Here is a 26499-nt window from a genome sequence, read left to right on the forward strand (position 1 = left end):
AATCACCAGCAGGCATCCTGGGGAGCGCTGTTCCTGCCCAGGAGCCAACCGTTCCTTATAACCGAATAAAAAGTTCCCGCCTGCCCGCAGCGGCTTGAACTTACATCCTGAATACCGGCCAGCTTGAGAAACGTCGTTTTAATCATACCGGCAGCCCTGACCACAACCGAAGGGTAATAAGGGCCGCTGCTGTAAACATCTATTTTGCTATCAAGCTTGCTACCGCCGTATTCCGGGCTCATAAAGCGCGGCCAGTTTATATCCAGGACTGAATTGGCAACTGCGGTGGTATTAGATGGATATTCGATCCACCTGGCTTCGTATCCTAAAAAACGGTCACAGCAAGTGCCGCGTCTCCAGCCGCCTTCCTCAACCAGCTTCTTTTCCGGCCCGGTGAGGGTCACCGGGGGATCGCACACGCAGCAGCAGGAACACCCATCAAGACCGCAGCATGTCTCACAATGGCCATATCCCACGGTAATGGTCACATAGCGCACCCCCTGGGTGGACCCCGCCAGGGCCGCCGCGTCCACCGCCGTCTGCAGATCTTCCCTGGCCACGTAAAGCCTGGCAAAATCAGTAGCCAGTCCCGCCAGGAGAAGAAGAAGGGCTATGATCATCACGGTCATCAGCAGCACCACGCCGCGCTCATCGTTCTTCAGGGTTCGTATCTGAATACTGCGGACCCGCTTACCTTTATGCTCTTTTCCCATGGAGCACCTCCTAAAAGCGCCGTTATCCCGGGCAGGAAAACTGGAGAATCGCAGGCAACTTCGGCGGTCACCAGGTTTTGCCCGGGAGAGTTAGGCGTAAGAACCACCTGCGCCCTGGCCGGGCTTATCCCCGCCGCGCTTAAAACTTCATACCCCACCTGGGAGGCCTTATTTGCATTCAACGTCACGGCATAAGTACGCCCAGCTTCCCTGGCCGCCGCCACCGCCCCCAGCTTGTCTTTTAGCAGGAGAGAAACGTTTACCATACCCATCAAAATGACGATAAGGAGGATACAGGAAAGAACAAACTCCAGCATCACGGGACCCCGGCAGTCTTTATAAAGACGCTTCAGCATTTTACCAGCACTCTCCACTGCAGGAGCATCCCACGCAAACGGGCCTGGTACGATCTGGCTCCGTCCGGTTGCGGTACTCCACATAATAGCTGCTCTGCTGCTCCAGGGTGATTTCGTTGTCCATCGCTTTGCCGCCAAGAAAGGCGGCGATCCCCGGCGCAAATACCGGAGTTCTGTATGTAACCGTTGCCGTCACCCTTTCGTTTCGGCTTCCCAGGCCAGACACACGGACATCTCCCTTCCCCTGTCCCAATCCTGCCGCTTCAAGGATTTTTTGCCCTTTGCTCAAGGCGTCCGCCAGCCTGCCGGTGACTGCCGCCGTCCGCCCAGCATCCCTGGCGGCAGAGGCCGCCACAATGTGGTTGTTGAGCAGGATGGCGAAATTGATTGTCCCCAGGACCAGGGCAATAAATATAGGGAAAACCAGAGCAAATTCCAGTATCACGTTGCCGCGCTCATCTTTATGCAGTCTCATAAAATCCCTCCCATCAAAAAAGGCCGCCTTGTGGCGGCCCGGATAAAGAAGGAACTCCTAGCTTATCAACTCCACACTTATCTTGCTGTCCGGCGGGTTGAAGCCGGGCAGGCTGCCTACGGGAACTGTTACCGTGTCGCTGTTGTTTCCCGGCCTGCAGTCTTCTACCCCTATGGGAGCAGCAGTCACTTTAAAAGTATAACTGCCTGCCGTGTTGGGCCTGATCACCCAGCTCAATGTTGTGCTGCCGCCCCGGTTCAGGGAAATATATTTGGTGTCATATATGCCGTTGCCGGATATGGTGACCTTTACCTGCACCGGCCCGGCCGGGCCTTCATTGTCCCGGCTGATTGTAGCAACCAGGGCGGTATTCATGCCGGCATACCTCTGCTGGCGGGGAGAATAGGTCAAAGATGCGCTTATATCCGTACACTGCGCCGCCGGCGGCACGTAGGTTTCTTTCTTGTTGTTACTCCAATCCCTGTCATCCGGCGGGTTCACCGGGTGGATTTTTGCCACCAGGGTATTGCCGTTGGCATCCCCGTGCCATGTGAAGGTGAAGGTCTTTTCTTCGCCAGGCTGGAACTCCACCGGCACCTGGTCGTTCAAGGGCGTACCGTTGGATGCCGTCGCGTAGTAGCCGTTATTAGTCAACGATAAAGTCGCCTTGACCGGCACAGGGTAGTCCGCGGCCAACCCGTAGACTACAGTCCCGGTGTATGCTTTACCCGGCTCGGCTTCCGAAGCGCCGGGGTCCAACAATTTAACGTACATATCGGGGGCGATGGGTTTAACAGTAACGTCCACGTAATTGTCTTTATAGGTGGATTCCAGCAATTCCCCAAAGGGATTCACCGCCACCCGTACTTTATACGGCTTATCCTCTACTTTAAACTTTAACGTTACTTGAGTTTTGTCCCATGCCTTCACCGGAACACCGGCCGCAGCCGTGACGTACGTGCCGCCTTCACGCTTCACCGCCACGTCAGGCGCCAGGTCAGCGGAGCTTTCATTCGTAATTGTGTACTGGGCTTCTTTTTCTTCTCCCGGAGCACCGGTTATTTCAACCGGACCCTCCAGCTTTAAGTTCGCCCACGGCGTTACCGCCCCGATGAAGCCCGGCACCGACGCAGGACTGTTTTTCAGCTGGTCGCTCCAGTCTTTGCCGCGGTAAAATCCTATCCCGTCCGGGGCGTTTTCGTCATAATTGGGGCTGGTCTCTGCCGCCACGGCCCAGTTGGCACTCTGCGGCCCGGGATTAAGAAGCAGATGGTAGTAAAAAGTAGCGCCGTGGTCGAAAGCGTCTAAGGCCCGCAGGTATTGCGTACTCCCGTCGGCGGAAGGTATCAACCCGTCAGAATATGCCTTGTTTGCCAAATAGGGCTTCCACTTCGCCGCTAAAGAATCGTTCATTCCCGCCTCTTGTGCCAAGAAGTCTTCCCGTGACGGCATGGGGACATTCACGAATATGCCCGAAGAAGCGTCTCCGGCCCAGGCGTTGCCTTTGTCTATATAACGTACTTGCGGTAACACATCAAAATAATCCGCCAGGAAATTCACAACGTCGGGGTCGTCAAAATCTGCGTCGGGGAGGATGACTTTTTTCGTCCCGGACGCCGGGGCCGGGGTCATGTTGGAGTTAATAGGGATGTAAAGCTCGTTCAGGCCGTACCGGCTTCCCTCCTGCGCCCATCCCGGCTTGGTCCAAAGCTCACCCCAAACCAGATCCACGTCGCTCAGGCTGATTTCACCCTTATTTCCCTCCAGACTGGCGGTAACGGAATTGGGGTTATACAGCAGCACCGGCACGCGGCGGACGAACCAGGTCATGCCGTTGGAGAGGGGGGCCTGGGAGTCGGAAGGGGCGCCTTTAGAATATCCTTCACCCTCAACGAAAGCAAAAGCCGGGCTGGCCAATGCCGCCATGAGAAGCAAAAAGAAAAAAGCCCTGAAAAAGGCTTTACGCAGCATGAGAAATCCGCTCCTTTAAAGTTATTTCATATAGCCTACTTGCCGCAGGTATTTTAAATCCCTGTTATCAGGCGTCCCGCCTTGGGTCAACATCCAACGACCGTCAATTTTCTTTAAACGTGCGATAATAATGCCTTTATAACCACTCTCATTTTCTATTTTGCAAACGGCGTAAGCGATAGCATTATGTTTTTCAGCCACTTTGGTTTCGTCAATTTTACCCTGATAATTTTTCCTCCCATCATTTCGGTTGTCATACATAAACCTCCGTGCGCCCTCAAAGTAAGCCCTGGTCACCCGTTTGTAGGGCAGCTTATCATAAAAACTCAAATCTACATTACGCCGGGCTTCAAAGTCTGCTATATCAGCGTTAACGTCTCCTATAGCTTCCATCATCGCCTGCTTCAACTCATCGTCACTCGGCAAATTATTATCCACGCTCTTAGCCACCCTGAGCAGCAGGACCGCCGCTTCGCCCCTGAGCAGGTTCTGGTCGGCACCCAGGACGCCAGGGCTGATACCCTTCATTAGCCCGGTTTTGTTTGCGTAAATGGCGTCCGCGTCGGAGGTGTCGCTGAAAGTCGCGCCCTGGTCCTTCACCGCCACCTGGTAGACTTTAGCCAGGCGGCCCAGCCACTGCGCCGCCTCCAGCCGGGTAATAGCGGCATCCCAATTCCCGCTTTTGTCGGGGATCACCCCGGCCTTCACTAGGCCGTCTACGGCCCCGTCGTACCAGTTCGGCCCGGGAGTACCGCCCGCGTCCACTATGCGGTTCAATACGGCCGCGAACTCCGCCCGGGTCATGTTGTTGTTGAGCCCCAGGGTGTGATCCGGATAACCGGCGTAAAGCTCAAAGTCGATGGCTTCAATGATGTCGTCCTGGCCCCAGGAAAAGTCTTTCGTGATGGTATCCTTATCGCTGAAACGGTACTCCATCTCGGCATGGGCTGGAACGATAAAGGAGAACAGCATTACCACTAGGGCGGCAAAAAAGGCCAGCTTCTTGAACATGGAAATCAACTCCTTTTAGTTATTTTAGATGGATTTTGGGGCATATTTGTTCCCTCGCCGAACCTTTTATTTACTTCCCGCAAAATTTCTTCCACTTCTTCCGACGTCAGAACTTCTTTTTGCAAAAACATCACCCCCCATGTAAATAAAAAAACCGGCCTGCAACCGGATTGCTTTCTACGATTGCTGCCGTACCAATAATTTTTGCGAAACATCCTTGACTAAGATGACCCAATTGAGGATAATCTTTAGTAGAAGGGGAACAAAAATAACCGGAGTGACCTTCAGGGAGCCCCACCAACCGGGGTTCATCTACAACCCTTGAAGCTGCGGCAACAGCCTCAAGGGTTTTCAATTACTTCCGCAGCATGGTGATAGCCACCATCAGGGTCAGAAGAGACAGCAGAGTTCCGATGATTTGAAGCATCTCGGATACTGTAATCACCGGCCCCACCTCCCTTCGGGAAAATATCCCCCGGCAGGTAGGGCCTTTTTTTCTCCGGTTTATCGTTCCCCTCGAACAGTATTCTACCTTATGTAACACATCTTGCCAATATTTTTCTCTCCTTCCTTTTGCGCTGTTCTGCACACCCCTTCCAACCAAAAAGAAAAACCCGGCAGTATTGACCCGCCGGGCAAAAAAACCGCTCAGTGCCCAAGTTTACCTTTGATATCATTGAAAACATTGCCGACGCTAACACCTAATGCCTGGGTTATACCCCAGATTGCAAGAAGTACCAGCACTGCCATACCAGCATATTCTAATATAGTAGGGCCGCGCTGGTCAAAATACAGCCGCTTCAAGATGTTTCGCATAAGCTATTACCTCCATCCTTAAAATTTTGCTTTTAAATTTAAGGTCATCGTAATATCTGGCTAAATTGGACTGCCGCCGGAAAAATCAACAAAAAAAGCAAGGGGCCTATAATAAACACCAGCAAAGGTAAAGTCATCTTAACCACGGCTTCGCCTGCCTGTTTTTCGGCGGCGTATCGCCTCAAAACCCGCATCTGGGCGGCATGCTCGCTGATCGCCTCGGCTATAGGCGTTCCGTAGCGGTCAGCCTGGATAATAACCTGAACTAACTGCGACAGTTCATCAACGCCGCACCTTTCAGCCATCTTCAGCAAGGCGTCAGCCCTCCGCGAGCCGGAGGCCATATCGTGGGCGGCAAGCATCACCTCCTTGCCCAGGACGCCGCCGAACCATCTCCCTACCTGCTGGAGGGCCCCGTAGACATCACCTCCTCCCGCGCGGATAACGGTGGCCAGAAGGGTGGAAAACTCCAGCATATCCCTGCGTATTTCCTTCTGGCGGGTGGAAATCCTGCCCTGCAGCCAGTAATCAGGGGCGACATACCCGAACACGCCCAGGAGCAGAAACCAGAAATAAGGAATATTAAAAAGCAGGCTTAAAGCCCCGCCGCCAACCAAAGCCCCTATAGCCACCGCGAGTTTAACCGTCAGGAACTCCAGGGCGTTGAGGTTCTCAATGCCTGCCCAAACCAGCTTTTTTTCCGTCGTCTCCCTCACGTCATCAGGGTAAGCGGCCAAAACGACTGGCAAAAGGGCGCCAGTTATCTGCTCCTTCACGCCTGCCTGTCCCATCCCGGCGGCCGCGCTGCGGCCCATTTCGGCGAAGATGGAAAACCTGCCCCGGCGCTTCAGGTCCAGGTAAACGGCAAAAAACAGCACGGCGACGCCGGTAAAAAAACCTACCGGCAGCGCCGGTACAGCAGCGTTAATCGCCATCACCTCCAGAACGTTAATATTCAATTGAGATTATCTTCTTAATGACCAGCCAGCCCACCAGTATCAAACCCGATGCGGCAAACAGAAGCACCAACCCCGTGGTGGTGTTAAAAAGCGGGGCCATGTAATCCGGCTGGAGGACACGCATACCACCTACGGCGACAAAGGGCAGGACGGCCAGGATGTTGGCCGTCAGCCTCCCTTCAGAAGTTATTGAGCCAAGCTGGGCTCTAAAAGCCCTCCTATCCCGGATGCCGTCCGCTATCTGATCATAGACCAGGGCCAGGTCGCCGCCGACCTGCATATGCAGTCCCGTGGCCGCCGCTATAACCTCCAGGTCGCGCGACTTGATGCTCTGCCCGGCCTTTTCAATGGCGGTCATAGTGTTGTCGCCGCTGCGAAGATTGTGGACGATCTTGCCCAGGACTTCCCTGGCCGGCGGGACGGAGGACAGAGCCGCCTGTTCAATCGCTTGCTGGACAGACTGCCCGGCCCGGAGAGAAGCCGCCATCTGCCCCAGGATTATTTCCAGCTGCTCCTCGAACAGCAGGGCGCGTCCCCGGATGCGGCGTTCCACCCAGGCCCGGGGAGCATATATGCCCGCCAGCAGCCCAAAAAGACCTAAAAGGGGCTTCCCGGTCAGCGCCAGGACCGCCACAGCTCCTCCGAGGGCTCCCACCAAGGCGGCAATCGCTATATGCGACGCGGGGATATCGAATCCCGCCTGGGCCGCTTTTTTCTGGAGAGAGCTCTTCCAACCTTCTTCTCTACCAGCTTCCTGGTGGGAACGCAGCCTGGCTTCCAGCCAGGAGGAATGTGCTTTAACCTTCCTGATGCCCAGCGCAAAAAGCAGCACGGCCGCAAACACGGCCGCGCCGACCAAAAAACCGAAGTCCGTCGCCAATCCCTCCCTTCATCATCGAACTCCGGATCAATTCACGCCCGGCGGCAGTTCCACCCCATACAAAGCCAGGCGGTCCGTCTTGGTAAACTTCTCCTTCGTCCTTTCCCAATCACCTTTTTCTGGGTTCCAGGTATAGATTTTTTTGATCCCCACCGCCAGCCCGGTGTCCCTTTTCTCCAGGCCGGTCACTTCGCAGATATGGTCAACCCTCCTCCTGCCGGTCCTGTCTTTCAAAAGCTGCACCACCAGGTCAACCGACCCGGCGATCATCCCCAGAATGGCTTCGTAGGGCAGACCCATGTCGGCCATCTGAATCATGTTCACCAGCCGCCGGTTGACGGCCTCTTCGGCGCTGTTGGCGTGCAGGGTGGTCATCGAACCGTCGTGGCCCGTCCCCATGGCCTGCATCATGTCGAAGGCCTCGCCCCTGCGGCACTCGCCGACGATTATCCTCTTCGGCGCCATTCTCAGGGCGTCGGCCACCAGGTCGCGCTGGGTTATCTCCCCCTGGCCTTCGACGTTGGCCGGCCGGGCTTCAAGGCGCCGCACGTTGGAATGCTGAAGCCGCAGCTCCGCCGGGTCTTCGATGGTGATGATGCTTTCGTCCTCCGGGATATACGATGCCAGCACGTTGAGGAACGTGCTCTTGCCGGAAGAAGTGCCGCCGGACACAATAATGTTCAACCTGCCCTTTACGCAGGCGGCCAGGAAGTCGGCCATTTCCCGGTTTAAAGTCCCGTACTCCAGGAACTTATCCATGGTCATATCCATGCGGAACCGCCTGATGCTCATTGTCGTCCCCTCGACGGCCACTGGCGGGATGTGAGCCATGAGCCTGGAGCCGTCCGGCAGCCTGGCCGACACTCGCGGACTAGACAGGTCTACCCGGCGGCCCGTTGGGGCCAGCATCTTCTCCAGCACGTCCCGGCAGTGCTGCTCATCGCGGAATTTTACCGGCCTGCCGTTCTCATCGGTGGCAATCATCTCTTTACCGTCGATTTCAATGCGGATCAGGTCCCAGCGCAACACCTTTATTTCCGTGACCCTCTGGGCCATTTCCCCGGTAAAGAAGGGCTCCAGGGGCCCGTAGCCTAAAAGGTCATTCACCAGTTCTTCCGCCAGGTTGATAAGCGTAGGCTTGGGAAGATTAATCCAGGAGCCCTCGACCATTTCCAGAACGACCGCCCGCACCTTCTGGCGCAAAACGGGAGAATGGCGGTCGGCAAGTTCCTGAAGGGTAAACCTGGTTTGGATCTGCTTCTGGGCCTGGGGCCGGATCTGGTTGAAAAACTCTTCTTTGTTAAAAATGCCAACAGCCTCTTGGTAATCTCTCCCTTCCCTGCTGGCATAAAGCCGTTCCTGCAGGCCGCTCATGGGCCGGTTGCCCAAAGGCATAAGCACTCTCCCTCCCAATACCTCTTAAATCATGCAAAGCGTTTCTTAAACAGCCCAAGGAACCCCCCTTTTCTTTTCGATGTCCCCTGTAGGCTCTCTACAAAGACCGGGAAAACCTGGTTTAAAGCCCTTTTTACCGCTAAACTGAATTCCGCCTGCGGGTGGGAAAGCACAAAGGGCTCGCCCCGCTTAATGGCCTCCATGATGCCCGGCTCGTCGGGGAAAACCCCCAGGGAAGGATAAGGAACGTAACGGTCCAGCTCGCTTATCTTCAGCCCGCCGGGGATGTTGTAGCGGTTAACTATGCGGTAGCACTTGGAGGCCACCCCAAGGGCCCTCAAGGTGGTGTTAAGCTGGTTCATGCCGGGTATTACCTGCACGTCTGGCGTGACCACCACCAGGATATGGTCCGCCGCTTCCGCCGCCGCCCAGGAGACGTCCAGCGTTATCGAAGGCGGCAAATCGATTACCACCAGGTCGAAATTATTGCGTAAAATGCTTATCACCTTAGTGATCAGGGCCTGGTTGACTTCCGCTATTTTTTCCGGCAGGGGCACAGCCGGCACTACCCAGACTCCGGAAACGTGCCGGAACATGAACTCCTGCACTTCCTCCGGGGAGGGGTTGTTAGATATATACTGCCAGTTAAGGATGTTCCTGTAGCCCATATCTCCAGCCAGGGCTTTTTCTGGCGTGCCCATGTTCATTTGGATGGTAACGCAGCCGAACTCGTTTAGATCCACAATGGCCGCTTTCACCTTCAAACTGGCCTGGGCAGCCGCGGCACAGGCCATGTTCACGGCCGTCGTAGTTTTGCCCACGCCGCCCTTGGGCGAAGCGACGGCGATGACTTCCCGGCGCACACTCTGCACCTGGGTAAGGGCGCCCTGGCCGCCAAAACGGCCCAAAGGCCCGCTGCCCGGGGCCACCAGGGGCAGCTTCTCCGCCTGTCGCCGCATCTCTTCCCTTATGGCGTCCACTTCCTGCTCAATCATCCCGGCAATATCGGCGGCCGTCATGTTTTTCGTGAACACCTGCCGGACGCCCAACGCCATGGCCCGCCGGTACAAATCCATGGAAGGATTGTCAGTAGCAATAAAAACCACCGTGCCCGGCGACACCCTGGCTACCTGTTCAGCCACATCCAGGCCACTCATATCCACCAGTCCCAGGTCTATCAAAGCGGCATCCGGCGCGCCGTCCCGCGCCATACCGATGGCGTCGCGACCGGACTGAGCCAGGGCCGTAACCCGTATGCGCGGGTGACCTTCAAAGGCCCGGCGTATGCGGTCTCTGTATTCAGAGTCATCATCCGCCACCAGCAGCCGGATGAGGTTGTCCGCTTCAAAATACACTCCTCTTCTCTCCCTTCCGCATCTACCTCTTCATTTTTTACTCTACCGGCCGCAGGGCCGCCAGCACTTTCCCTTTTGTAATAGCAAGTACCACCTTCGGGGCTTTTTCCAGGGGCACGGCCACGACCGCGCTCCCTGGCTCGGAGTCATCTTTGGGCGGTGGTGGTACTTCAACTACCATTACGTTATCAGCCAGGACCTCCGTAGTGACGTTGGGGCCTTCGCCCGTTACGCCAATAATATCCACCCTGTCGCCCACTTCTACCGGCAACCCTTTGGTGGCTTCAGGCGGCAGCGCTATGGCACGCCAGTTCCCCTGGCTGGTAAGGGCTAACCTGGCCGCCAGCGTTCCCCCGGCAGGCGAAAGTTCGGCGATATAACTCGTCCGTATCGGCGTTCCGGCCGCCAGGGCTGTCTTCAAGTGATACCCCACCGTTTTGTCGAAATTGTCGGCATTCACCCTGTCTTGGGGTACTGCCGCCGGAGGCAAATTAATTACCTCGATTTTATCCTCCGTCAGCCTTTCTCCAACTTTTAGGTCCGTCTTGGCCACAAGAACTGGCACCGTGGGTGCGGCCATACGCACCGCCTGCAAGGCAAAGAACCCAGCCACGGCGGCCGCCATGATAGCTCCCAAAAGGAAAAAGGAGCCGGTTCCTTTGCTAACAAATTTCAATTTGCCGTCATCTCCTTTTTGGTAGAGTTAATAAGCAGATTTCTATCCGACTTTTTCATTTGGTTACAAGCTTAAATCGGCTTCCGTCGGGATGTGTCGTCCACACCGGATGCGCCTCCGTTCTGCTCTACGCGCTTCAGCGCGGCCAGCATGTTGTTCTTTCCACCACCTGTTTCTTCTGGCCGCTATCTTGGCCTCCGCAAGGTGACGCCCCGCTTCGTGCCGGAGAAGAATTCGGCCCTCCCGCGGTCCCCTGTGGCTTCACCACTTCCTCCCGCGGGCAGGCACCTTCCGGGGTTTTCTGCTGTCTTCGCCCTTCTCGCGAACACATCGGTCTCACCTCTGACTTGATGTTCGGGCCTTCCCCTGGAGTTCATTACCTCCAGGGTACTATGCCTTCTGCTGACTCCTGCCGGTTCAGCCGTGCCTTTCGACACGGGTTACCAGCTTTCCTTGGCTTATCCGGCAGGCCTCCGAGGGTAAGAGCGTTAACCTTCGCCCCGCGCCCGCCCCATATACTCCGCCGTCCCTTGGCACCCTGGGATTTCGCTGTGTTTCGCCAGCTCATCCGGATGATCTAGCCTCCTATGGGGTTCTTGTTCATCGGGCCGTGGCTTTACCTCCGGCTTCCTTCGGATCCCACCTCGCGATGGGCACCCTTGCCTTTGGCTAGCAGATTCGTGCTGCCTCGCCTGCAGTGGACTTCCACCACCTAGTTAACACCCATACCGGGGCACAAAATAAGGCGCGGGTAATGCCGCGCCATCAGGGATACTTATTGAGAAATTATTTGGTTTTTGCGGGTATCATGAAGTTGTATGTATATAAGCAGACTTCTCGATCCGGGAAACATAGGAGCGAGAGATGCCCATTTTCCGGGCTATATCCCTCTGGGTACGCCGCAGGCCCTGGAATAGCCCGAAACGCATGGCCAGGACTTTTTTCTCCCGCGGCGTCAATACATTCACTTTTTGCATAACCCGTTGCCTTTCGTAAGAATTTTCCACTATCTCCGCCACATCCTGATCCGACCCCAGAACATCAATCAAAGCGATTTCATTCCCTTCTTTATCAGTACCGATGGGATCATACAGGGACACTTCGCTGCGGTTCTTCTTTGTGGCGCGCAGGTGCATAAGGATCTCATTTTCAATGCAGCGGGCGGCATAGGTGGCCAGTTTGGTGCCTTTATTCATATTGTAAGTATTTATCGCCTTAATGAGGCCGACGGTACCGATGGAGATTAAATCGTCACTATCCTCACCGGTGTTTTCAAATTTTTTGGTTATGTGGGCCACCAGGCGCAGGTTATGTTCGATCAAAATGTTCCGGGCCTTTTGATCCCCTTGACGCCACAGTTCAAGATACTTTTGCTCTTCTTCTTCACTTAAAGGTTGGGGAAAGGCGTTGCTGGTAATGTAAGACAAAAGAAGGCTGATGCCCTTTAAAACAGAAAGGGCAAGTAGGGCGATAAAGCCGGCTTCCATATCATCCATCCCCCCGGGTAGGATAGCGTTGCTCTTTATATTTTATGGAAGCGCGGCCGTATAGGTGTTTGTCCTAAAAAGAAAAAGCCTGTTATTAGCCCTTGTAACCTAGGCGGCGCGAAATCTCCTCGCCGGCCCGGCGTACGAGCCGGCCAAGGACGGGCACCCGCTCTGGCGTAACGTTAAGGACGGGACCGGAAATGCTAATGGCTGCCACCACCTGCCCATGGTAATCAAAAATGGGGGTACCAACACAGCGAATACCTTCTTCGTTTTCTCCGTCGTCTACGGCATACCCACGTTCCCTTACCTCGGCCAGTTCTGCCTGCAAAGCTGCCATGGTGGTAATCGTCCGGGAAGTAAACCGTGGCAAACCCTTGCCGGCAATTATCTTTTCAAGTTCCCCCGGCGGGAGGAAGGCCAGTATGGCCTTGCCTACCGCCGTGGAATGGAGGGCAACCCGGCGGCCAATCTGCGAGTACATGCGGATGGTGCGGTTGCCTTCTACCTTATCAATATAAACGGCTTCCCCGCCGTCCCTGATCACCATGTGGGCCACTTCCCGGCTACTCTCTGCCAGTTCCTTGAGGTAGGGATGGGCAACGGCCCGGACATCGAGGCGTTCCAGGAGGCTGCTACTTAGCTCCAGGATTTTAAAGCCGAGGGTGTATTTCCCTGTAACCGGTTCCTGGTCAACGTAACCATAGGCCTTAAAGGTAGTCAACATCCTATAAACGGTACTTTTATTGAGGCCCAGCTTGCGGCTGAGTTCGCTCAAGCCTATACCCCCACCGACAGTCGCCAGTTCTTCCAATATTTTGAGTGCCTTCTCTAGGGACAGAACGTATCCTTCATTTTGTGGCAAGGCCGTTCACTCCAGAAACAAAACATCTTTAGATATTATTGTAGCACCATAGATATTATTGTAGCACCATTTTGCTTGAGGGAGAATCTATGTTGTAAATTCGGGGCAAGGCCAAGAAGCATTGCAATGATCGTGAAAATTACCATGGGTATCAGAAAAGAGTGGCGTTACGGGGTATGGGAGGATATCAAAAACTTGAAAAGCGCCTGTCTGGACAGGAAGAAGAAATTTTCATGTTGAAGCGGCTGAAATAAGGCATAAAAAGGGGCTGCCCCAATATTTTGGGAACAGCCCTTGATTTTGCAGCATTATTCTAATTTAAAGAGTTACCCCGGACTTAAATATGGCAATCTCCCTGGAGCCCAGGGTTTCCGCCTTGGTCGGTTCTCCGGAGGCTACACGGAGAACCTGCTCCAGTAATTCTCCTGCCAGTTCCGCCATATTCTCGCCCTCCAGGACCCTACCGGCGTTGAAGTCGAACCACCGGGGCTTTTTAGAGAAAATGCCAGTGTTGCTGGCGATTTTTAACGTGGGCACGCAGGTGCCCAGGGGGGTGCCCCGGCCGGTGGTGAAAAGGATGATCTGGCAGCCGGCCGCCGCCAAGGCCGTGGCGGATACCAGGTCGTTGCCGGGCGCGCTTAAGAGGTTGAGCCCCTGCCTGTGGCACCTTTCGCCGTATTCCAGGACGTCTACCACTGCCGCCGTGCCGCCTTTCTGCACACAGCCGAGGGACTTTTCTTCCAGGGTGGTTATACCGCCTTCTTTGTTGCCGGGTGAGGGGTTCTCGTAAACCGGCTGGCCGTGGTCGAGGTAGTATTGCTTCCAGGTGTTGATCAGCTTTACTATCTTTTGAAATACTTCTTCATCCACGGCCCGGTCCATGAGGATGGTTTCGGCGCCGAACATTTCCGGTACTTCGGTGAGTACCGCCGTGCCGCCCCCTGCTATTATCCGGTCGGCTACCATTCCCGCCAGGGGATTGGCGGTGATGCCGGAAAAGGCGTCGGAACCGCCACACTTTAACCCTATTTTTAGTTCGTTTATTGGGCAGGGTTCGCGTTCGCAGCTTGCGGCCTGTTGTGTTAGTTCTTTTATCAGCCTTAAACCTTCGCTCATCTCGTCTTCTACTTCCTGGGCCACCAGGAATTTAATCCTCCCTGGGTCTACCTCTCCCAGCACCTGCCGGAAGGCCGGGATTTTATTGTTTTCGCAACCTAAACCCAGGACCAGGACCCCGCCGGCGTTGGGGTGGCGGCAGAGGGAGGCCAGGAGCTTCTGGGTGTTATGGTGGTCGTCACCAAGCTGGGAGCAGCCGTAGGGATGCTTGAGGGCGTATATGCCGTCTATTGCGCTTTTACCCTCCAGTTCCTTTGCGGCGTTCCGGGCCAGGTTCTCGGCCAGCTGGTTGACGCAGCCCACCGTGGGGATAATCCAGAGCTCGTTTCTTACTCCTACCTGGCCGTCTGGTCGCCGGTAGCCGCGGAAGGTCGTATTCCCTTCAAAGGCAACCGGCGTTATGGGGAGGGGGTTATAGGTGTATTCTTCTAGCTTCCCCAGCCCGCTGTGCAAATTGTGGCTGTGCACCCACTGCCCGGCTTTCACCGGCTGGGTGGTTATCCCGATTGCATAGCCGTATTTCCTTACTTCCTGGCCGGCGGGCAAATCTGCCAGGGCAAATTTGTGGCCGGCTTTGATGTTTTCCTGTAAGGTTATCTCCCGTTCGGCTATTAATAGGGTTTCTCCTGCTTTTATGTCCGTTAAAGCAACGGCTACATTGTCACGTTCATGTAGCTGTATTGCTTTTTTCATACCCCTTCTCCTTCTAAGCCAGCACTTTTTCCAGGGCTACCGCCGGGCCATGGGAAACAATGTCCTGGAGATAATCTCCCAGTTTCTCTGCCAGGCCGGGAACGTTGTTTAAGTCCCGGCCCCAGATGGCGCTGTTACCTAGGATATACTTTGCTGTTTCCTGCGCGCTCTCCGCTGTTCCTTGATACTGCTGCCAGGCTGCCTGCCAGAAGGCCAGGGCCCCAGGATCGTCTTCGATAATGAAATCTCCCTGGGGCCCCTTCCCCTGGAACTGCCGGCCGTTAACCCGACCGTCTTTAAACAGGGCCGCCATGGCGGCCAGGGAGAAGGTGAGCTTTGCCGGTACGGCCTTGTTCTTTGCCGCGTAGTCCAGTAATGACGGCAGCACCCGCGTCTTGTATTTGGAGGTGGTGTTGAGCAAAATGCTCTGCCAGCGGTGAACGATATAGGGATTGCGGAAGCGCTGTAGCACTTCCCCGGCAAATTCGGTTAGCATTCTTTTATCCAAGTCGGTGACGGATATGACTTCGTTATAGATTAATTCTTCCATAAAGGGGCCGATCCGGGGATGCTCTACCGCTTCCCGCACCGTGTCGACGCCGCTTAGGAAGGCTAGGGCTGCCGTGGCGGTATGGGCGCCGTTTAGGATGCGTACCTTGCGGGTGCGGTACGGGGTTAAGTCGTCCGTCCAGATGACGTTAAGGCCGGCTGCATGGAAGGGGAGCTTTTCTTTAAGGTGCGTAGGGCCTTCGATTACCCACAGGTGGAACAATTCGCCGGTATCCAGCAGGGCGTCTTCATATCCTAGCTCCCTGGCCAGTTGCTCTGCTTCTTCGCGGGGGTAACCCGGTACTACCCGGTCCACCAGGGTGTTAAGGAACAGGTTGGCTTCTTTTAGCCACTGCTGGAACCCTTCCGGTAATCCCCACTCTCCGGCCAGCCTTAAGGTGATGGCTTTGAGGTTGTCGCCGTTTCTGTCGATGAGTTCGCAGGAAAGAATGAGCATTCCCTTATCCGGGTCGCCTTTAAAATGGTTATAGCGGTGGTAGAGGTAGGCCGTGAGCTTCCCAGGGAAGGACTGCGGCGGGGCGGCCGTGATGCTGTCTTCAGGGTCGTAAATGATGCCAGCTTCGGTGGTGTTGGAGATGACGATGTCGATTTGCGGGTCTTCGGCACAGCGCAGTACGGCCTGCCAGTCTTCGTAAGGGTTTATACCCCTGCTGATGGAAGTGATAATCTCCCGCTTTTCTACAACCTGGCCGTCCTGGTAGCCGCGCAGGATCAAGGTATACAGGCCGTCCTGCCGGTTTAATTGGTCGACCAGGCCATGGGCCAGGGGCTGCACCACCACCACCCGGCCCTGGAACAATCCTTTTTTGTTTAGCTGATGGATCATCCAGTCGACAAAGGCGCGCAGGAAGTTACCTTCCCCGAACTGGAGGACCCGCTCCGGTAAGTTATCCGGGTAGGGCCCGGCCTCCAGGTTGGGCGGGAAGCTGAATTGGCCGGTGAGCAGGGTTTTATTTAAAGTTCGCAACTCATCTCCTCCTCTTCATTTATTGTATCTTTATCCTAAGAAAAGCGTCAGGTTGTCTCCAATTTTCTTAAATCGCTAAAGGCCGGGTCATCGTAAGGTATCATCTGCCGGCCGTGGGGTCCGGCCAAGAACCAAAGATAATAAAGCCGGACACCCGGCGGGGCGACAACGGGGTGATAACCGTAAGGTATTTTGAAAGTATCCCCATTCCTGATCATAAAGGCCTGGTTTACTTTACCGTCTTCAGTATAAAGTAGCTGGACACCAAAAAGATTGGCAGGTTCTATACGATAGTGGTAGATCTCCACCAGCTCTGTTTCTTCTGGTGGCTGATGACGATCATGCTTATGGGAGGGAAAACTTGACCAGTTACCAGAAGCACTGTACGTCTCTCCTACAACAATTCTGTCAACCCTTCCGTCACCATTTTCAACAATAATATCGTGGACTTCCCGTTGCCAGAGATGGGCACCGCGGTGGTTGACGACCACTTCCTCCGGCCGAACAACAAAAGGTATATACTTTTTATCAGCTCGCACCTGACAAAGGGCAGCCTCAAAATTATCACTCAATGCATGAATTTCATAACTGCTTTCCCGGGGAATATATACCGCCGTAGCCCTACCAGAGAAAACATCAGCCCGCTGACCCAGGTTGTTAAACTGAAATCCATCTATATTTACACTCGCTATGCCTCCCAAAATAACAATGGCAACTTCATAATCACCTGATTGGCTGGTATATATAGTTTTATTTGTTAATTTAAGTAAACTAAAAGCCATAATATCCTTTTCAGCCGGTTTAATGATATCCTGACAACCGTGATGTTTTTCATACGGGTAATATAACTGCATTAAAACTTCCCCCAGATCCTAAATAAGGCAGACTTGAATTTTGAACTTTATTTCATAAATTAATCCAATACTTGCTATAAAATTTTTTGATTACGCTTAAGTACCACTCCCTGTTTTAAAAGGAGCTGTTGTAGTTCATCAATTGCAATATTTCGTGGTTCAACTTTTTTCTGTGTCGCTAGGGCAGCAGCAGTACCAGCAGCATGTCCGGTGACCATGCAAACTGCCTGTCCTCTTACCGAGCCAGCAGCCTCATGGGTTACAGATATAGCCCTTCCGGCTACCAGAAGGCCATTAGTATATTTTGGTACAAGACAACGGTAGGGAATCGCGTAGGACTTTTTGATTACCCATAAAGTTACACCGCCACCACCTACCCTTTGATTTAACACTACCTCATTGGCGCCTGGATCATGAATATCCAAGGGGTAGGCACCGCGACCAATTCCATCTTTAAAATCCCTTCCCGTCAATATATCTTCCTTGTTGAGGATATATTCACCAATAACATGCCTCGTTTCCCTGACACCTACCTGATACGGAGCATTAGCAAGTTTGGCTTTTTCAAACCCGGGGACATATTTAACAAGAAGTCGGTAAGCTTGAATTACTTGCTGTTGTAATTCTACCTCCGCACGGGAAAGATCCTCTGAATTAGTACCATCTACACCATGTATTCTGGTAACATTGATAGTGACTTCATTGCGACCTCTCATTGTGTCAATACCTATGCGATCGCGGGGAATCGTATAATCACCTGCTTCACGCGCCCGACTAATTATCCTGGTTAATCCCTCAAAATTAAACCCTGGCGTTTTACGCATATGCTCTGGGGTCCAGCGGCTCCCACTCCAACCTTCAGGAACACCCATTTCATCGGGGTTGGCTTCCAGATAAGCAAACAACTTTTCAACATCAACATTTGTAACCCTGAACATCCGCGTCATGGGCTGCATTTTACCGTCTTCAGGGCGACCTTTAATAAATTCAGCTCCAGCCAAAGCGGCAACGTCGGCATCCCCCGTCGCATCAATTACAACCTTTGATGGTATAATCTCGCGGCCGGACTTTGTCTGTACAACAAGGCCTTTTACCGTGCGGTCATGAACTAGTACATCTGAAATATAGGCATGGAACAGGAAGTTAACCCCAGCTTCTACCGCCATTTCCAAAAGCAAATAACGTAACATTTCAGGGTCGTGAGTTGTAATTGAACCAAATAGGGGATCGAGGCTGTAATCTGTGATAGCTCCTTCTTTTTTAAGCCTTGCGAGTAATTCACCTCCTATGCCACCAAGTGCCAGATAACCCTCACCATCAGTAACTCCTTTAAAACCCATGCCGCAGTTTAGCATTCCTCCTAGATCTCCATATTGTTCAACCAGTAACGTATAGGCCCCTGTCCTGGCAGCAGCTATAGCTGCAATACTCCCGGCCGTACCACCACCCGCTACAACGACGTCATATTCATGATGGAGCTTATACATTTTTTATTACCTCCCTGGAAACAAAAGAAAATCTCTCATGATCGTAACGAAAATTATGCAGCTGGACTTTTATTTTTGTCCAGCCGCATAATTTAACTTTTATTTCTTTTGACTTGCTATCTGTTCTCCTATACCTGTCTCTTTAATTAATTTTGCAAAACGCTCGCTTTCGGATTTCCATTTGGCTCCAAATTCTTGAGGACTTAAATAATCAACGATCATACCCTGGTCAGTTACTACCTTTTTAAACTCCGGGTCATTGATTATATTCTTAAATCCTTCCGCAAGCTTAGTTTTAACATCTTCTGGCAAGCCTTTGGGTCCCCCTACGCCCAGCCAAATTGAGAGCACAACATTTAATCCCTGTTCTTTAAAAGTAGGAACATCCTTAAAGTCTGGATACCTTTTTTCATCAGCAACTCCCAGTATCCTTATTTTACCGTCGTTAAAATATGATTTTATTTCTGGAGGATTTGCAAATAATGCTTGTACATGGCCTCCTAAAAAAGCAGTAAGAGCTTCCGAACCTCCCTGAAAAGGCACTTGCTGTATTTTAATCCCTGCTTCTTTTGCAAACATCTCAGCAGCAACATGCGTTGAAGTCCCAATTCCTGCATGGCCATACTTTATTTCTCCAGGGTGGCTTTTGGCATACTCAATAAATTCCTTAACATTTTTCCACGGGCTATCAGCTCTTACAGCTAATACAACTGGGATCGAAGCGGCCTGGGCAATAGGTTCTAAATCTTGTGGGTAGTTGTACTTCGTTCCACCATAAAGGGGCTGTAAAACAATACTGATATTTGTAATGCCTATGGTATAGCCATCAGGTTTAGAAGAAGCTAGTTCATTCCATCCAATAGTAGCTGAGCCACCAGGTTTATTTACGACTACTAATGACTGTCCTAAATACTTTGCAGAAACTTTTTCCATTGCTCTGGCTATCATATCTGAACTTCCACCGGCAGAAAACGGTACTATTAAGGTAATAGGTTTAGTTGGGTATTTTTCTGAAACAGCACCTTTATTAACATTGTTGCCTTCTTTTTGCCCACACCCTGCAATTAATAAGGAAATAATTGATAATAATAGTAGAAATGTAACCCAAACTAGTTTTCTTTTCATTGATAGTTCTACCTCCTTATTGATTATTGTTTAACTATTTCCAGAGGATAACGTTGAGCTATGTTTACATATATTTATTTCACCTCCGCAGTTCTCTTTTTTAATGTTATTCCTAGCCATCTAACGACAATGAAACTCAAGATCAATAAAGTGATGACAAGAATTGTACCGGATATAGGTCGTATAAAGAAGTACAATAAATTACCATCTCCCATGATTAGTCCTTGTGTCAACCCCCTTTCTAAAGTAGGTCCCAAAACAAGTCCTATTGCTAAAGGTGCAGGTTCATACCCTCCTTTTTTCATAAAATATCCTGTTACTCCAAACAGGATTAACAGCCATAAATCAAAAAGACTATTATTAACAGCATAAGCACCAGTTAAAGTTATTATAGTAATGACAGGCATCAATATTTGAATTGGCGTCTTTAAGAGTGAGGCAAAAACACCTACTAACGGCAGATTAATAATTAATAATAAGATATTGCCAATATACATACTTGCTATTAGACCCCAAAATATAGATGGATATTGGGTTATTAATGTTGGTCCTGGAGTGATACCATGAATTATAAAACCTGTCAGTAATAGCGCTGAAGGAGGAGCAAAGGGTAAACCTAATGATAGAAGAGGGATCATTGTAGCCGATGTGGCTGCATTATTAGCAGACTCCGGTCCCGCTACACCTTCCACAGCACCTTTTCCAAATTCTTCAGGGTGTTTGCTCCATCTTTTTTCTAAAGCATAGGACAGAAAGGTAGAGATAGTGGCTGATGGTCCGGGTATTAAACCGCAAAGAAAGCCAACTACTCCCCCACGGAACATTGGAGCTAATGAGCGTTTTATTTCTTCTTTATTTGGATAAAGCTCCCGAAATCTCACTTTCTGAATGATGGCGTCCTGAGATGGCTCAGTAATTGCAGAAATAACTTCCGGTATTCCAAAAATGCCCATTGCTAAAACAGCAAAGTCTATTCCTCTTTGTAATTCGTCTATATTGAAAGTAAATCGATTAACCCCGGCAATTGTATCTGTCCCGATTGTTCCTAGCATTATCCCTACGAACACCATTAAAATAGATTTTAAAACCGATGTTCCAGTTAAATTACTAAGTATTATTAGCCCTAATATTGCTATAGCAAAAAATTCAGGTGGTCCGAAAGCCAGAGCTGCTTTAGCTAGTGGAGGGGCAAAAAGGGTTAAGCCAATGAGCCCTAAAGTCCCTGCCACAAAGGAACCAATCGCAGCAATAGCCAAAGCTGCTCCCGCCCGGCCTTTTTTCGCCATGGCATGTCCATCGATAGCAGTAATAACCGAAGCTGCTTCTCCAGGTAAATTAACGAGAATAGAAGTGGTCGATCCTCCATACATAGCTCCATAATAAATACCTGCAAACATGATTAAGGCAGACGTTGCATCCATACCATAACTAAGAGGCAAAAGTAAAGCTATTGCACCCGTAACTCCCAGACCGGGAAGAACTCCTGTCAAGGTGCCAATAATTACACCAATTATACATGCTATGAGATTTTGGATAGTCAAGCTAACACTGAATCCATGGGCTATCATTGATAAAGTCGACAAGATATCGCCCCCTTCATCAAGGTAAAGTAACACCTAATAAAGTTGAGAAAATGTAATAGAACCCAAAAGAAATTCCCAGGGCAATAACTACTGGTGCAACCCATCCCTTCACACCGCATACTTTAAACAAGTACAGCATTATGGCAAATGTCGCAATCTCATAACCTAAAATCTTTAAAGCAAATACATAAATAATTAAACCGGCAAAAAAGGCACCAAATTTTTTCCAATTTATGTCAATATGTGTGTCTTTTCTTGCAAGGTTTTCTTTAAGTCTAGATACCAGGATAATAAAAGATGTTATTGCAGCACCACTACCCGCAATAAGCGGTAAAAAGCCTGACCCCGGGTGGGTTAATGTGCCTATCTTTAAATCCCTAGTCATAAACAAATAAATTATACTAAGCACTAAAATTACCATCGTAAATATTGTGTCTACCAATGTGTTCACCACCTTTCATTAAATTTAATGAGCTTTAATGAGGTATTCATTTTTGATCCTGGAAGATACATCTTCAAAAAACACAATGGCCCTTTCTGGATTAAGCAACGCGAAAACCGGATAAGAAACTGTTTCTCTATTATTAAAATCTATAAGTTGGTTAATATAGAGTTTCAGTTGGTGCAAATTTTCAACAAGCATAGTATGGGCATGATTATAAAATAATTCATCTTTATTTCCAGGGTGACTAAGATAACGGGTTAAAATCGCGATTTTCCCCATAAGTTGAAAGCCCCTTATATACAAACCATAAATCTCAAACTCCCTTTTTAATTTTTCATAGATATTATTCACCAACCCCCTGTTTGCAAGAAACAATTGTTCCTTAATCTTTTCATATTGCTTCCAAGCTTCATCTTTTTCATCTAATATTTTTTGGACATTCTCTTTTGTGGGATTTAGAGCCTCAGCTTTAGTAATATCCCAATCGCGCAGGCTATTCTTTTCCTCAGCAAGCCAAAAAGCATGTTCTATACTTACTGGAAAAGTACTGCTGTCACTAAAAACACAATCGTTTATAAAAAGGGTCTTCCGGACAATGTCCCATGTTGATTCAAAAATCCCCATAATCCAATCCATACATATCTCTTCTTGTTCTGCAGACAGTTTTTCTTCTAGGAAACCTTGATCAATTAGCCAGCGATAATATACGTCTTTGATCCTCGTGGAAATATTTTCGGAAAACATGGCTGCCGCATATAAATTAATTATGTTAGCCGTATCGAAACAAGAATGTCCGGGAAGACCCTCCCAATCAGTACGTATCAAAATACCACTGGCCCCTTTTTCCCGGCCGTAAGCCAGTCTTCGAGCGATATCCCGTACCATAATACTAGGGGCTATGCCCCAGCCAAAATACTGGCCCATTACATCGTATTCAATCCATATTTTTTGCCTCTTTATTCGTCCTAACTGGGGGTTATTGGGAAATGTAGGATAAAAATCATGTGGTGTATTTTTTAAAGAAAAGATTATGTCCTCCGGTAACCGTTCCATCGCCTCAGCTAAACTGGCATGAGACTGGGGATCAAATACAAAATCGCGAACAACAAGCTCTTTACCGGCATTTTTTGTAGGTTCGTAAATACTCATTATAAGGTTATAGTACCATTCGGAAGCGTTTAGATTTTGACATCTTTTACATGTACAGCGATTACTACTTATCGATAGCTTGCTTTCTCTGCTCCCAGGAGATGTAATAATACCATCTAACCCCGAAAGGTCAGCAAATAATTCTTCATATTTAGTACGCAGGAATTCCCACCAAAACATTTCACTGCAGCATAGATAACCTTTTTTCCTTAATTCAGGATGAATTGTCTCAACAATATCCGGAAACCAAAGTTCTTTATTTTCCAGATATACCTTGATACCCCTTCCTTTTGCTTTACTAATAACCCATCGTAAAAAATCACGCCGTTGAAGGGGCATATAACGTCTTCGAGCGGAATATCTATACAACTCTTTAAAAATTATCCTGTAATTCTCATATAAGTTACCGGGTGTTTTAACACCGTAATATCTAGCTGGCCATACTACTTCATCAATTATGTTATTAGCGTGTAAGACTAGAACGTTGAGATTGTTACGGCTCATAAAATTTAGGACTTCTTTTATGTGTTCTTGATCCCATACACGATCATGGATTTCTAATGCGCGCACGTTATAATGAGCAACCATTTATTTACCCCTCCAACAAGATAAATCCTAAAACAATTCCCTAGCGGTTCAATATCTCCGCCCTTTCGACATCAAACAATTGCTTTATTGCCCCCAGGCAGGCACCGTAAAAAGCTGCGTCGCTACCGAGGTCGGATATCTCAATTCGTGTAGCCCGGGCTATAGCCGGAAAGGCATGGCGGTAAACACTTTCTAAAAGTGACTCCATAAGGACCTCTTTGGCCCCTGCCAAAATACCACCAAGGTAAATGGCCTCTGGGTTATAAAAATTTATGGCACATGCAATACCAATACCGATGTACCATCCTGCCTGCCTTATTAGCTGCCAGGCATAAGAACCAGCTTCACGGACGCAGGCCATTATATCTTTAATATTTACTTCGCCTTTTTCGAGCCAAATTTGTTTCAAGGGGTCTTTATCTGGACAAAGATATAGTTCATTATTGGCTTTACGCACTATGGCCGGTACTGCATACAAACTTTCCAGACAACCCCGGTTGCCACAATTACATAGAGGTCCGTCTTCCATTATCACTAAATGTCCCATCTCGCCGGCATGACCGCTATAACCGTAAATAATCTCTCCATTCATAATGATTCCCGCACTGAAACCTTCGCCCAAATTAATATATAACAAATTATGGTTATTTTTCCCTCTACCTAAAGTATGTTCGGCCAATGCGGCAGCATTGGAGTTGTGTTCTACAAAAAGCGGGACATGGAAGTATTTCTCTAACGTTGCCTGTACCGGGATATTATGCCATTGCTCACCAAGATTGGGAGAACGCTTAACAATCTTGGTACGGGTATCAAGAAGGCCCGGAACGGCAAAACCGGCTGCCAATATTTTACCTTCCGGAATACCTGTTGTTCTAATCAACTGCTCAATTTCTTTCGCCAAAGTGGCTAATCCTGTTTCAGGTTCAGTCATATCAATTTGAGCCTCATTTACTACAACCGGTTTTGCCTGCAAATCAACTATTCCCATGGTAGTTTTTTTACGCGTAATTTCTGCACCCACCACATATCCTGCTTCTGGATTAAACTGCAATTTAACCGGGCGGCGTCCACCGCTGGACTTGCCTAGACCCGTTTCTTGAATAAATCCCATTGCTACAAGTTCCCGTACGATACCACTAATCGCTGCAGGAGTAAGACCGGTAAGTTTGGCCAACTGCTGCCGAGAAACACTTTTATTTTCTCGAATAATATTTAAGACGTTGACGCGGTTCAATCTTTTTACGTACTCGAGATTGCCTGTCTCTCTGTTCACAAGTGGTACCTCGTTCCTAGCCTTTATTAAGCTTTTTAATTTTTATAGGGATTTTTGGGCTTTTATATCCCGATATTATCCCGATATACATTGTTATTATAACTTACTTTTTTAACTCGTTTTATTAAGTTCGACGCTAATTTTTATTTTCCTGCTTACTAAAAAAATTTTTAGCTTTACCCAACAGTTTTGAGAGTATAAGGTCCGTCATTAAAAAAGCGGAACTGGTAGCAGTTCCGCTTTAATATAAATAGATGCTCTCGACCTATCTTTATTTATGAAGCAGAAGATAATTCTTTATAAATCGTCATATATACCTCCCCATCCCTTACGACGCAGCCGGTCCTGCCGCCGTCGCGCATAATCTGGGTGCAGCGGCTGCAGGCAATGCAGACCCGGCGCTCATCCAGCTGACCATTGGTGAGCAGGTCCCGGGCGAAATCGGGATAGGCAAAGGCAAGCCTGCCGGCACCGGCCAGGGTTGCCGCGCCGCGGGCGATATTGGCGGCCGCCGCGTGGCCGAAAAACTGCCGCAGCCAGCTGTAGCCGCTGCCGACCACGGCCAGTCCCGGTTCGGCTTCCTGTATCTCCCGGGTAATCTTAAAAAGCCGAGCGACGCTCTCCAGGGGATGCTCCGCCGGCAGGCCCGCCCCCTTGGGCGGAGTATCAAAGGGGCGGGTGACTTCCGGGTTTGTATAATACGGATTGCCGGCAGAAATGCTGACCAGTGTTACCCCCTTCTCCTTGAGGAGGCGCACAAGCCGGATGGGTTCGGAAAGGTCGGCGCGGGTATAATCTTCAGGATCAACGCCCCAGCCGTAGGGATAGGGATGGGCGTCGTAGGCGTTTAACCTAACGGCCAGGATAAAGTCATTGCCTGTTCTGGCCCGTACCTTTTCAATTGTTTCCAGGAGAAAACGCGTGCGGTTGTTAAAATCGCCGCCATACCTGCCTGCGCGGGTATGAGCGGCCAGCAGTTCCGACAAAAGGTAGCGGTGGCAGGACTTGATGTCTACCCCGTCAAAGCCGGCCTCTTGCGCCAGCAGGGCTGCTTCCACATATTTATCCTGCAGCTGTTCCAGTTCAGCGTCGGTAATTGCTTCCTGGTCAGGAGAAACCCCGGCCCTGGCGTCTAAATGAGGGTCATGGTAAGCGATTACCGGCTGCGGCTTGCCGTAAGGCTTGCTGTAGCGGCCGGAATGGGTTAACTGCAGGATGCACAGGGGACGGTGGCCGGCCCCCATGCTGTCTCCAGCTTCCCGCCGGGCCGTTTCCAGGAGCTCCTTAAAGGTATGGACGTTGCTGCGGTTGATATAAAGCTGCCGCGGGTTGGCACGGCCCTCTGGGACGACGGCGGTAGCCTCGAACCAGAGTAAACCCGCTCCCCCCCGGGCAAAGCGCCGGTAGCGGCGGAATGTCAGTTCGGACGGGCTGCCGTCTTCGCTGCCGTCACATCCTTCCATAGGATGGACGGCCAGGGAATTGGGCAACTCCCGGCCGCCGATCTTTGCCCGTCGGGCCAGGGGACGCAAATCTTCGGTGAGTTCTATATCCAGATTTAGTTCGGCTATCTTTTCTTTTAACTGCATAAGGTTTTTGAAGTTAAATTTACTGAAAGGAGCCATAAAGCCATCTCCTTATTATGAATCAGGTTCTTCTTGTTTCGTTTGGATGGAACAGGATCGTGTTG

At 50.5% G+C, this 26499-nt stretch carries 23 protein-coding genes; all 23 read right to left on the reverse strand.

Features of this window, described 5'->3' with window-relative positions:
* Window positions 1-2 precede the first annotated feature (2 nt).
* Entirely contained in the window at window positions 3-713 is a 711-nt protein-coding gene (locus MHFGQ_RS08625; protein ID WP_106005535.1) for a pilus assembly protein TadG-related protein, read from the reverse strand.
* Complete coding sequence (locus MHFGQ_RS08630; protein WP_106005536.1) at window positions 659-1069, reverse strand: TadE/TadG family type IV pilus assembly protein; 411 nt, start codon at window positions 1067-1069, stop codon at window positions 659-661. The genes MHFGQ_RS08625 and MHFGQ_RS08630 overlap by 55 nt, the downstream gene beginning before the upstream one ends.
* A gap of 1 nt (window position 1070) precedes the next feature.
* A complete protein-coding gene (locus MHFGQ_RS08635; protein WP_106005537.1) occupies window positions 1071-1544 on the reverse strand; it encodes a TadE/TadG family type IV pilus assembly protein in 474 nt (157 codons plus the stop codon).
* A gap of 57 nt (window positions 1545-1601) precedes the next feature.
* The gene (locus MHFGQ_RS08640; RefSeq protein WP_106005538.1) at window positions 1602-3515 is read right to left on the reverse strand and encodes a hypothetical protein; all 1914 of its coding nucleotides are present in this window, start codon (window positions 3513-3515) and stop codon (window positions 1602-1604) included.
* 21 nt (window positions 3516-3536) lie between these two features.
* Window positions 3537-4526: an S-layer homology domain-containing protein gene (locus MHFGQ_RS08645; RefSeq protein ID WP_106005539.1), complete on the reverse strand. Its 990-nt coding sequence runs from the start codon at window positions 4524-4526 to the stop codon at window positions 3537-3539.
* A 648-nt stretch (window positions 4527-5174) separates the two neighbouring features.
* Window positions 5175-5342: a Flp family type IVb pilin gene (locus tag MHFGQ_RS08650; protein WP_170066281.1), complete on the reverse strand. Its 168-nt coding sequence runs from the start codon at window positions 5340-5342 to the stop codon at window positions 5175-5177.
* Window positions 5343-5386: 44 nt separating this feature from the next.
* The gene (locus MHFGQ_RS08655) at window positions 5387-6301 is read right to left on the reverse strand and encodes a type II secretion system F family protein (RefSeq protein ID WP_106005540.1); all 915 of its coding nucleotides are present in this window, start codon (window positions 6299-6301) and stop codon (window positions 5387-5389) included.
* Window positions 6291-7181 (reverse strand): type II secretion system F family protein, encoded by an 891-nt coding sequence (locus MHFGQ_RS08660; protein ID WP_106005541.1) that lies wholly within the window; start codon window positions 7179-7181, stop codon window positions 6291-6293. Before MHFGQ_RS08660 ends, MHFGQ_RS08655 begins: the two co-directional genes overlap by 11 nt.
* A gap of 27 nt (window positions 7182-7208) precedes the next feature.
* A complete protein-coding gene (locus MHFGQ_RS08665) occupies window positions 7209-8576 on the reverse strand; it encodes a CpaF family protein (RefSeq protein ID WP_106005542.1) in 1368 nt (455 codons plus the stop codon).
* Between the two features lie 29 nt (window positions 8577-8605).
* Entirely contained in the window at window positions 8606-9931 is a 1326-nt protein-coding gene (locus MHFGQ_RS08670) for an AAA family ATPase (RefSeq protein WP_106005543.1), read from the reverse strand.
* A gap of 37 nt (window positions 9932-9968) precedes the next feature.
* Window positions 9969-10607, reverse strand: a complete 639-nt coding sequence (gene cpaB / locus MHFGQ_RS08675) for a Flp pilus assembly protein CpaB (RefSeq protein WP_106005544.1) — start codon at window positions 10605-10607, stop codon at window positions 9969-9971.
* Between the two features lie 806 nt (window positions 10608-11413).
* Window positions 11414-12094 (reverse strand): RNA polymerase sporulation sigma factor SigK, encoded by a 681-nt coding sequence (gene sigK, locus MHFGQ_RS08680; RefSeq protein ID WP_106005112.1) that lies wholly within the window; start codon window positions 12092-12094, stop codon window positions 11414-11416.
* Window positions 12095-12188: 94 nt separating this feature from the next.
* Window positions 12189-12959, reverse strand: coding sequence for an IclR family transcriptional regulator (locus tag MHFGQ_RS08685; RefSeq protein WP_106005113.1), 771 nt, complete (start codon window positions 12957-12959; stop codon window positions 12189-12191).
* A 318-nt stretch (window positions 12960-13277) separates the two neighbouring features.
* Window positions 13278-14768, reverse strand: a complete 1491-nt coding sequence (locus MHFGQ_RS08690) for a UxaA family hydrolase (protein ID WP_106005114.1) — start codon at window positions 14766-14768, stop codon at window positions 13278-13280.
* Window positions 14769-14781: 13 nt separating this feature from the next.
* The gene (locus MHFGQ_RS08695) at window positions 14782-16305 is read right to left on the reverse strand and encodes a tagaturonate reductase (RefSeq protein ID WP_106005115.1); all 1524 of its coding nucleotides are present in this window, start codon (window positions 16303-16305) and stop codon (window positions 14782-14784) included.
* 47 nt (window positions 16306-16352) lie between these two features.
* The gene (gene iolB, locus MHFGQ_RS08700; protein ID WP_106005116.1) at window positions 16353-17159 is read right to left on the reverse strand and encodes a 5-deoxy-glucuronate isomerase; all 807 of its coding nucleotides are present in this window, start codon (window positions 17157-17159) and stop codon (window positions 16353-16355) included.
* A 74-nt stretch (window positions 17160-17233) separates the two neighbouring features.
* Window positions 17234-18646 carry an FAD-dependent oxidoreductase gene (locus MHFGQ_RS08705; RefSeq protein ID WP_106005117.1) on the reverse strand — a complete coding sequence of 471 codons (1413 nt, stop codon included), beginning with the start codon at window positions 18644-18646 and terminating at the stop codon, window positions 17234-17236.
* 99 nt (window positions 18647-18745) lie between these two features.
* A complete protein-coding gene (locus MHFGQ_RS08710) occupies window positions 18746-19771 on the reverse strand; it encodes a Bug family tripartite tricarboxylate transporter substrate binding protein (RefSeq protein WP_106005118.1) in 1026 nt (341 codons plus the stop codon).
* 74 nt (window positions 19772-19845) lie between these two features.
* Window positions 19846-21354, reverse strand: a complete 1509-nt coding sequence (locus MHFGQ_RS08715; protein WP_106005119.1) for a tripartite tricarboxylate transporter permease — start codon at window positions 21352-21354, stop codon at window positions 19846-19848.
* A gap of 16 nt (window positions 21355-21370) precedes the next feature.
* Entirely contained in the window at window positions 21371-21796 is a 426-nt protein-coding gene (locus tag MHFGQ_RS08720) for a tripartite tricarboxylate transporter TctB family protein (protein WP_106005120.1), read from the reverse strand.
* A 24-nt stretch (window positions 21797-21820) separates the two neighbouring features.
* Window positions 21821-23536 (reverse strand): hypothetical protein, encoded by a 1716-nt coding sequence (locus MHFGQ_RS08725; RefSeq protein ID WP_106005121.1) that lies wholly within the window; start codon window positions 23534-23536, stop codon window positions 21821-21823.
* A gap of 40 nt (window positions 23537-23576) precedes the next feature.
* The gene (locus MHFGQ_RS08730; protein WP_106005122.1) at window positions 23577-24809 is read right to left on the reverse strand and encodes an ROK family transcriptional regulator; all 1233 of its coding nucleotides are present in this window, start codon (window positions 24807-24809) and stop codon (window positions 23577-23579) included.
* A 275-nt stretch (window positions 24810-25084) separates the two neighbouring features.
* On the reverse strand, window positions 25085-26434 hold the full coding sequence (locus MHFGQ_RS08735; protein WP_106005123.1) for an NADH:flavin oxidoreductase: 1350 nt from the start codon (window positions 26432-26434) through the stop codon (window positions 25085-25087).
* Window positions 26435-26499: the final 65 nt, after the last annotated feature.

Origin of the sequence: Moorella humiferrea (assembly GCF_039233145.1) — a bacterium.
Lineage (GTDB): Bacteria > Bacillota > DSM-521 > Neomoorellales > Neomoorellaceae > Neomoorella > Neomoorella humiferrea.